The following is a 9,166-nucleotide window of genomic DNA, read 5'->3' on the forward strand; positions in this document are numbered from 1 at the left end:
TCATGACCACCTTTGATCCTGGCCGTCTCGTGATGGTCGACATTCCCGGCCCCTCACTTGACGCGGACACGGCCGCCTTCCTGCGCGAGCAGAAGATCCGCTCGGTCTGCCTGTTCCGCAAGAACATCGGCACGGAGAGCGAGGTCAAGGCGCTGCTGAGCGATCTCATCGAAGTGCTGGGACCCGAGGCCCTGATCGGCATCGACCAGGAAGGTGGCGCCGTCGTGCGCGTGACCTTCCTGCCGCAGCCGCCCTCGGCGATGGCCCTGGGCGCCAGCGGCGACGCGGACCGCGCCGAAGCCGTGGGTGCGGCGGTGGCGCGCGGCTTGAAGTCGCTGGGCATCAACTGGAACTTCGCGCCGGTGCTGGACGTCAACAACAACCCGGCCAATCCCGTCATCGGCGAGCGCAGCTTCTCCAACGACCCGGTCGAGGTCAGCCGCTTGGCGGCCGCGTGGATGCGCGGTTCGCTGGGCGCGGGCGTCGCCTGCTGCGTCAAGCACTTCCCCGGCCATGGCGACACGCATGTGGACTCCCACCATGCGCTGCCGACCGTCGACAAGACGCGCGCCGAACTGAACGCGCTGGAGCTCGCGCCCTTCAAGGCGCTGGCGGGCCAGGCGCCGGCCATGATGACGGCCCACATCGTCTATCCGCAGATCGACCCCGACCGCCCGGCCACGCTGTCGCCGCAGCTGATCGGCGGCATCCTGCGCCAGGACTGGGGCTATGACGGTGTCGTCATCACCGACGCGCTGATGATGAAGGCCGTGGCCGAGCGCTTCGGCTACGCCAAGTCCGCCGTCATGGCCATCGAGGCCGGCGCGGACATGGTGCTGGCGCAAGGCTCGCTGACCGAGCAACTCGTCGCCATCAATGCGCTGCGCGAGGCCTTTGCCAGCGGCCGCCTGACGCCCGAGCAGGGCGAAACGGCCAACCGGCGCCTGGACAGCCTCGCCGCCGCCTACCCGGCCCGTGCCGTGGACGACAGTGCCGCTCGCGCCGCCGATCATGCGCTGATGGCCGAGGCCTGGGCCGCCGGCCTGACGGCGCTGCGCGGTGCGAAGCCGCCGGCGCTGAACGCCCCCATCCGCGTCATCGTTCAGGGCGACGTGCCGACCGACATGGTGTCGGAGGCCGGCCCCACCGGCCGCCAGGCCGTGGCGCTGTTCGAAGCCTTCACCGACGCCCAGGTGCAGATGGTCGACGACATCGCCCAGCTCGACTGGAAGACGGTACCGCGCGACGGCCGCGTCAACGTGCTCGTCTCCACGCGCCGCGCCCGTTACGGTCTGGCGGCGTCCGAGTGGCGGCCCGACCTGCACCTGTCGCTGTGGAACCCCTACCAGGCGCTCGACGTGCACGGCCCCACCGTGCTGACCTGGGGCTTCGCGCCCGGCGCCCTGGCCGGCCTCAAGGCCTGGCTGGAAGGCCGTGTTCAAGCCACCGGCCGCGCGCCGCAAGGACTGCAGTGATGGAGCAAGCCAAGAAACCCATGCGCTGGGTTCCCACCCTGTACTTCGTGCAGGGCATGCAGTTCTTCGTCGTCATGCTCATCGCGGGCCTGATGTTCAAGAACCTGGGCGTCGAGAACGACCAGATCGCGCGCTGGACGGCCGTGCTGAGCCTGGCCTGGGCCTTCAAGTGGGTGTGGAGCCCCTTCCTGGAACTGCTGCGCAGCAAGAAGCTCATCGTCGTCGCGATGCAGTACCTGGGCGCCGTGGGACTGGGCCTGATGGCGCTGGCCCTGCACCTGCCGCACTGGTTCGGCGCGGCCATCATCGTGCTGTTCCTGATCGCCTACGCGTCGGCCACGCACGACATCGCCTGCGATGGCCTCTACATGGCCTCGCTGGACAACAAGCGCCAGGCCACCTACGCGGGCTGGCAGGGCGCCTTCTTCAACGGCGCGCGCTTCTTCATCACCGGTGTGCTGCTCAAGGTAGCGGGCTATCTCGAAGGCCAAGTCGGCGTGTTCAACGCATGGAGCAGCGTCTTCGTCATGCTGGCCGTGCTGGTGGCCGCGCTGGCCACGTACAACGCGCGCTATCTGCCCGGTACGCTGAGCACCGAGCACAGTGAACTGACCGCCTCGGGCGTGGCCAAGTTGCTGAAGGACGTCGTCATCGACTTCTTCAGGAAGCCCGGCATCTGGCTGGCCGTGCTCTTCATCATCATCTTCCGCCTCGCCGAAGGTCAGGTGCAGACCATCGGCCCGCTGTTCCTGCTGGAGGCGCGCGCCAAGAACGGCCTGGGGCTGACGACCAGCCAGGTGGCCGATGTCTATGGCCTGGTGGGCACCGGGGCCTTCCTGGTCGGCTCGGTGCTGGGCGGCTATCTGGCCAGCGCGCTCGGATTGAAGCGGGCGATGCCCCTGCTCATCGTCGCAATGATGGTGCCCAACGCGACCTTCTACTACCTCGCCAGCGCGCTGCCTCAGGATATGGTGCACATCGGCGCGGCGGTGGGCGTCGAGATGTTCGGCTACGGCTTCGGCTTCGTCGGCATGATCCTCTACATCATGCAGGCCGTGGCACCGGGCCGCTACCAGACGGCGCATTACGCCCTGGGCTCGGGTGTCATGCAGCTGGGCTTCAGCATCGCCAAGTTCATCAGCGGCGACATTCAGGTCAGCGTGGGCTACCAGCATTTCTTTGCCTGGACCATAGGCTGCGGCCTGCTGCCCTTGCTGCTGCTGCTGTTCGTGCCGATGCCGCGCGCCAGCGCGGCGCCCGAGGCGGTGCCCGCGTGAAGGCCGTCGCGCTGTTGCTGCTGGCCGCCGCACCTGCGTTTGCGGCCGGCGAGTTCTTCGACGACTTCTCGCAGCCCAGCCTGGCCGCCCTGCGCGACAGCGGCTGGGTGCTGCGCGAGGGCACGGGCCACCCCGGCCTGCCGGGCGCAAGCTTCAAGGCCAGCCAGCTTGCGCTGGATGGTGGCCTGCTGAAGCTCAAGCTGTCCACCGACGGCACGCCCGCCAACACCACGCTGGCCCAGCTCTGCGCGCCGCGCAAATTCCTCATCGGCACGACGACGGCACGCGTGCGCTTTCGCGACACGGCCGGTTCGCGGGATCCCATCATCCAGAGCTTCTTCCTGGCCGGTCCGCTGAAGCACGACTACGACCCCGATTTCAGCGAGGTCGATTTCGAATACCTGCCGCATGGCGGCTGGGGCGAGCCCGAGACGCGGCTCTACGGCGTCAGCTGGCACACGGTGCGCATCGACCCCTGGGAGTCCTTCAACCAGGCCTCCATCGTGCAAGGTTCCTTCGACGGCTGGCAGTTGCTGACCGTGCAGGTCGAGGCCACGCGCACCCGCCATTACGTCAACGGCAAGCTGATGGGCGAGCACACCGGCCGCAATGTGCCAGCCAAGCCCATGGCGATCAGCTTCAACCATTGGCTGGCCGACGGCGCGAAGGCCGGTGCGCCGCGCGACTACGAATTCGAGATCGACTGGGTGCTGCACGAGGCCGGCAAGACGCTGAGCCACACGGCGATGCAGGCCCGTGCCGCTCAATTGCGCAAGCAGGGCGTGGCCCACCGCGACACCGTGCCGGATGCCGGCCTGACCAGCGAATGCAATCTATGACGAAGAAGTTCCTGATCGCAGCCCTGGCGCTGGCCGCGGGCCTGGCCCAGGCGCAGACGAAACCCGTCGTCGGCACCTACATCCTTGCCGAGCGCGGCGTCGACGTCGTCGAGCAACTGCAGCCCGGCCGCGTCACGCATCTGCTCTACGCCTTCCTGCTGATCTGCGGCGAAGGCGAGCGCAAGACGGAGGCCGCGGCCTGTGCCGGCAAGCCCAACTTCAGCATCGCACCGCATGCCGACCAGGACGTCTTCTCCGCCGCCTTCCAGCGCCTGAAGGTTCGCGACCCCAAGGTGCAGGTGCTGGCCTCGGTGGGCGGCTGGGGCGGCTCCGACCCCTTCTTCCACCTGGCCGCCACGGCCGCGGGCCGCCAGGCCTTCGTGAAGCACTCGGTCGATTGGCTGCGCGCCCACCCGGGCTTCGACGGCCTGGATATCGACTGGGAGCACCCCGGCTCCAATGGCGCCGTCAACGGCGTGCAGCTGGGCAGCAAGGCCGACGCCGAGAACTATGTGCTGCTGATGCAGGACCTGCGCGCGGGCCTGGACGCCTTGGGGCGCGACGCCGGCAAGCGCTATGCGCTGACCACCGCGATTGCCACCACCCGGGAACAGCTGGCCCGCATGGCCATGGGTCGCGCGGCGCCGTCGCTGGACCTCGTCTTCATGATGACCTACGACTTCGCCGGCCCCTGGACGAAGAAGGCGGCCAACCACACCGCGCTGCGCAGTGCCAAGCCCAGCGACGACACCAGCCTGGAAGCGTCCGTCGCCAACCTGAGGCGCGAAGGCGTGCCGGCGGCCAAGCTGGTGGCCGGTGTCGCGATGTATGGCCGAGGCTTCGATGGCGTGAAGGCCGATGGCAGCTATGCCAAACCCTGGCCCAACGAGGACGGTTCGGTGCCTTTCAAGGACATCGATTCGCTGACGGGCATGAAGGCGCATTTCGACAAGCGCACCCAATCCTGGGCCATGGTGGGCGGTGGCCGCTTCGTCGGCTATGACGACCCGCGTGCGGTGCGCGCCAAGGTGGCTTTCGCGAAGAAGGCGGGCCTGGCCGGCGTGTTCGCGTGGGAGCTCAGCCAGGACAACGGCGAGATCCTGAACGCGATGCAGCAATGACGGCCCTACCCCTCGCCCAGTCTCGCCCCGCTGAACGCGGGCGCACCTGGTCGGTCCCCCGAGGGGACGGCGATGCTCGCGGCATCGAGCCGCAAGCACATCGCCAGAGCGGGCCGGCTAGGGAGCGGCCCGGCGCTCGGCCCGCGGAATTCATGCGCCGCGGGCGCGTCGTGAGTCATTGAGATGGCAGCGCGTCGCATCGCGTCGGTCGACGCGCTGCGCGGCTTGGCCGTCGCGGCCATGCTGCTGGTCAACAACCCGGGCGACTGGGGCCATGTCTACTGGCCGCTGGAGCATGCGGACTGGCATGGCTTCACGCCGACCGACCTGATCTTTCCCTTCTTCCTCTTCATCGTCGGGGTGTCCGCCGCGCTGGCCCTCGGTCCGCGCGTGGATGCGGGCGCCGCGTCCGGGCCGTTGCGCAGCGCCGTCGTGCTGCGAGGCCTGCGCATCTTCGGCCTGGGCCTGGTGCTGCATCTGCTCGCCTGGTGGCTGATGCACAAACCTGAGTTCCGGGTGCTGGGTGTGCTGCAGCGGATTGGCGTTTGCTTTGCCGTCGCGGGCGTGGCGGCCCTCCATCTGCGCGCGCGTGGACAGTGGGCCTTGCTGCTGACCTTGTTGATCGGCTATGGCGCGCTGCTGCTGTTCGGGAGCCCGACGCTGGACAAGCTGGGCAGCCTGAACCAGCGCATCGACACCCTCGTGCTCGGCCGCTGGGCCTATGAATGGGACGCGGCGACCGGCATCGCTTTCGATCCCGAGGGCCTGCTGTCCACGCTGGGCGCGCTGGCCACCACGGTCTTCGGCCTGCTCTGTGGCGGCCTGCTGCGGCGCGAGCAGACCCGCGGCCTGCTGCTGACCGGCATCGCGGCGGCCCTGGTCGGCTGGTGGTGGTCGCGCTGGCTGCCCTGGAACAAGCAGCTGTGGACGCCGTCCTTCGTGCTGTGGACCGGCGGCCTGTCCGCGGTGGCCCTCGCCGCGGCGCATCAGTGGGTCGATCACCGCGGCCGGCGTCCATGGGGCCGCGCCTTCGGCTTGAACGCCATCGGCGCCTATGCCGGAGCCTGGATGTGCACGGTGCTGCTGGTGGCGACCGGCTGGATGGAGCCGCTCTACCGCACCGTGTTTGGCCCGCTCGGCCCGCTGATCGGGCCGTATGGGCAGTCGCTGGCCTTTGCCGTCGCCTTTGTTGCGGTCTGGGCCTTGATCGTCTGGGCCTTGGACAAGCGGCGTCTCTACTGGAAGATCTAGCCATGAAGACGCGACGCATCGCGATCATCGGCGGCGGCACGGCCGGCTGGCTGGCGGCCAACCACCTCGGCTATGAGCTGAGCGCCGACACCGACGTCGAGATCACCGTCATCGAGTCGGCCGACGTGCCCATCATCGGCGTCGGCGAGGGCACGGTGCCGGCCATCAAGACTTCGCTGCGCAAGTTCGGCATCTCCGAGGCCGACCTGCTCGTCGCCTGCGACACCACCTTCAAGAACGGCATCAAGTTCCAGGGCTGGCTGGATGCGGCCAAGCATGGCAGGGACCATTTCTACTACCACCCCTTCGCCTCGCCGTTCCCTGAGGGCCTGGACATCACGCCGGCCTGGCTGGAGCAGACGCAGCGCCCGTTCTCGGATGTGTCCATCAGCACGCGTGTCGCCGAGGCGGGCCGCAGCCCGAAGGCCATCTCATCGCCGCCCTACGCTGGCGAGGTCGAGTACGCCTATCACGTCAACGCCCACAAGTTTGCCGCGCTGCTGGCGGAGAACGCGAAGCAGCGCTTTCGCGTGCAATACCGGGTGGCCACCGTCGTCGACGCGGAGCGCGCCGAGGACGGCACCATCGCCGCCTTGCGCATGGCTTCCGGCGAAGTGGTCCCCTTCGACTTTTACGTCGATTGCAGCGGCTTCGCGTCGCTGCTGACCCAGCGTGTGCTCAAGGTGCCCTTCGTCGACAAGTCGCACCAGATCCTGACCGACACGGCCATGGTCCAGCAGCTGCCGACCGATCCCGACGACGAGATCCCGCCCTACACGCTGGCCGTCGCGCACGAGGCCGGCTGGATCTGGGACATTCCCGTCACCCACCGCCGTGGCACGGGCTTTGTGTACGCCAGCGCCCACATGAGCGAGTCGCGCGCCATCGAGTGCTATGCGCGCCACCTCGGCGTCAGCCCCGATACGCTGTCGCCGCGCAAGATTCCCATGCGCATCGGCTACCGCCAGCAGTTCTGGTTCCAGAACTGCGTGGCCCTCGGTCTGGCCCAGGGTTTCGTCGAGCCGCTGGAGGCGACGTCCATTCTGGTGACGGACTTCTCCGCCAGCTTGCTGTCGCGCAACTTCCCGCGCATGCGCGACGACGCCCAGGCGCTGCGCCGCAGCTACAACGAGGCCGTGACCCTCACCTGGGAGCGGGTCATCGACTTCGTGCAGCTGCACTACCACCTGTCCGATCGCAGCGACTCGGCCTTCTGGCTGGAGAACCGGCACGAGGCCCATCTGTCGGAGGTGCTGCGCGAGCGCCTGGCCAAATGGGCCATCCGCCATCCGCAGAAGAACGACTTCGGCAGCCGCTTCGACCTCTTCGACGTCGACAACCACCTCTATGTGCTCTACGGCATGCGCTTTCCGACGCGGCCGTTGCCCATCTCGGACTTCGAGCGGCGTGAATGCCTGGCGCAATTCGAGCATGTGACGCGCGCGGCCCAGCAGGCCATCCGCACGCTGCCCAGCCACCGCGACTGGCTGATGGGCCTGCGCGCCGCCTACACACGGGCATGAGCGACGCGCCGGGCCGCCCCAAGCTAGCTCGCTCCCGCTTGGCGGGAGTGAGCCCGGACTTGGGATGCCCAGTGGGCATCCCATGCCTGGCGAACGCCTGGCCGCACTGTCGGCCAGGCAAGGCCGCAGGCCGAAGTGTGCACCCATGAGCGATCCCTTCGCCATCCGCATGCCGCCGGACATCCAGTCCGTGCAGGTCGGCGAGCACGCCATCGTCTTCATCGACGACTTCCTCGAAGACCCGCAGGCCCTGGTCGACATCGCCAGCCGCAGCAGCTTCGAGCCTTACCCCGGCGTGGCCGATCGCAAGGGCTATCCGGGCGTGCGTGCCGTGGCACCCGCCGACTACTCGGCCAAGCTCACGGCGCTGATGGAGCCGCTGATGCGTCTGAACTTCGGCGTGCCCGAGTCACTGGCGCTGCGCAAGGCCGAATGCGCCTTCTCGCTGACGACGATGCCGCCCGGCGAGCTCGGCCCCTTGCAGCGCACACCGCATTTCGACGCCAGCACGCCTCACCACATGGCCGTGCTGCTCTATCTGTGCAACGAGGAACATGGCGGCACGGCCTTCTACCGCCACAAGGCGACGGGCCTGCAGCAGGTCACGGCCGAGAACCGCGAGCACTTCCTCGACGTCTATTACGAAGAGCTCAATGCCCGCCCGCCGGCCCAGCGCTACTTCGACGACTCGGATGCGGGCTTCGAGTTCCTGGGCATGATGCCGGCCCGCTTCAACCGCCTCGTCGTCTACCGCGGCAGCCTGCTGCACTCGGCCGTCGTCAACCCGCAGCTCAGCATCAACGCCGACCCGCGCACGGGGCGGCTGACGCTCAATTCCTTCTACGACTTCTAGGCTCCCGAACCCTGGTTGAACGCGCGGCCAGGCCGCGCGTTTTGCTTTGCATCGCCAAAAAAAAGCCCGGCAGATGCCGGGCTGGAAAGGAGACAAGAGGTCGCGGGTCAGAACTTGGCGGTCAGGCCGATCTTGTAGGTCGTCTCACCCTTGAAGGACCAGGCCGGATAACCTGCCTTCAGCGGATCCTTGTGCAGGCCATCGGCCGGCAGGCTGGTCGACATGACGCCGTACTGGATGTCGTCCTGCTTGGTCAGGTTCACCGCGTCGAAGCTCAGCTTCAGCCACTTGCTGATGTTCCAGCCGAAGCTCGCGTCCAGCGTGCCGGTGTTGGCATGCATGCGGTTGCCATACCAGTAGGCGTTCTCGCGAATGATGTACTTGGAGCGCCAGTTGTAGGCCACGCGGCCGAAGTAGTCGGCCGTCTCGTAGTAGCCCACCAGGTTCACGTTGTGCTTGGACGACTGCGTGAACAGGCCCAGCTGGTCGGCGAAGCTCTCCTTGGGCGCCGTGCCTTCGGTGAAGGTGTAGTTCGCGACGAAGCCCAGGCCGCTGCTGAAGGCATGGTTGGCCTGCAGCTCGATGCCGCGCAGGCGGCCACCGCCGGCGTTGACGAAGTTCTGCACCGTCCAGTTGTCCACCTTGCTGAACGGGTCCACCAGGCCGATCTTCTGGTTCTGCAGCACGTTGGTCGTGATGAAGTTCGAGATGTCCTTGTTGAAGAAGGTGGCCGACAGCACATTGCCCTTTCCGTAGTAGTACTCCAGGCTCAGGTCGACCTGGCTTGACTTCATGGGCTTGAGCTCGACGCTGCCGACGGTCCAGGT

General features: G+C 67.7%; 8 protein-coding genes. 7 read left to right on the top strand and 1 reads right to left on the bottom strand.

Features of this window, described 5'->3' with window-relative positions; all coding sequences use genetic code 11:
* The first annotated feature begins 2 nt into the window (after positions 1-2).
* The 7 genes from nagZ to AC1D2H_RS29045 all read left to right on the top strand — a co-directional run bounded on the left by nagZ (position 3) and on the right by AC1D2H_RS29045 (position 8,339).
* Positions 3-1,475: a beta-N-acetylhexosaminidase gene (nagZ, locus tag AC1D2H_RS29015; RefSeq protein WP_478013301.1), complete on the top strand. Its 1,473-nt coding sequence runs from the start codon at positions 3-5 to the stop codon at positions 1,473-1,475.
* Positions 1,475-2,752, top strand: coding sequence for an MFS transporter (locus tag AC1D2H_RS29020; RefSeq protein WP_477937077.1), 1,278 nt, complete (start codon positions 1,475-1,477; stop codon positions 2,750-2,752). Before nagZ ends, AC1D2H_RS29020 begins: the two co-directional genes overlap by 1 nt.
* Positions 2,749-3,591, top strand: a complete 843-nt coding sequence (locus AC1D2H_RS29025) for a glycoside hydrolase family 16 protein (protein ID WP_478013302.1) — start codon at positions 2,749-2,751, stop codon at positions 3,589-3,591. The genes AC1D2H_RS29020 and AC1D2H_RS29025 overlap by 4 nt, the downstream gene beginning before the upstream one ends.
* Complete coding sequence (locus AC1D2H_RS29030) at positions 3,588-4,712, top strand: glycoside hydrolase family 18 protein (protein ID WP_478013303.1); 1,125 nt, start codon at positions 3,588-3,590, stop codon at positions 4,710-4,712. The genes AC1D2H_RS29025 and AC1D2H_RS29030 overlap by 4 nt, the downstream gene beginning before the upstream one ends.
* Before the next feature lie 183 nt (positions 4,713-4,895).
* A complete protein-coding gene (locus tag AC1D2H_RS29035; RefSeq protein ID WP_478013304.1) occupies positions 4,896-5,963 on the top strand; it encodes an acyltransferase family protein in 1,068 nt (355 codons plus the stop codon).
* Positions 5,964-5,965: 2 nt separating this feature from the next.
* On the top strand, positions 5,966-7,486 hold the full coding sequence (locus AC1D2H_RS29040) for a tryptophan halogenase family protein (RefSeq protein WP_478013305.1): 1,521 nt from the start codon (positions 5,966-5,968) through the stop codon (positions 7,484-7,486).
* 145 nt (positions 7,487-7,631) lie between these two features.
* Entirely contained in the window at positions 7,632-8,339 is a 708-nt protein-coding gene (locus AC1D2H_RS29045; RefSeq protein ID WP_478013306.1) for a DUF6445 family protein, read from the top strand.
* Between the two features lie 107 nt (positions 8,340-8,446).
* Here the strand turns inward: AC1D2H_RS29045 and AC1D2H_RS29050 are convergent.
* Positions 8,447-9,166 (bottom strand): TonB-dependent receptor domain-containing protein (locus AC1D2H_RS29050; protein ID WP_478013307.1); only part of this gene is annotated, 720 nt, incomplete at its 5' end.

The organism is Roseateles sp. P1_C1_2, from assembly GCF_056406535.1.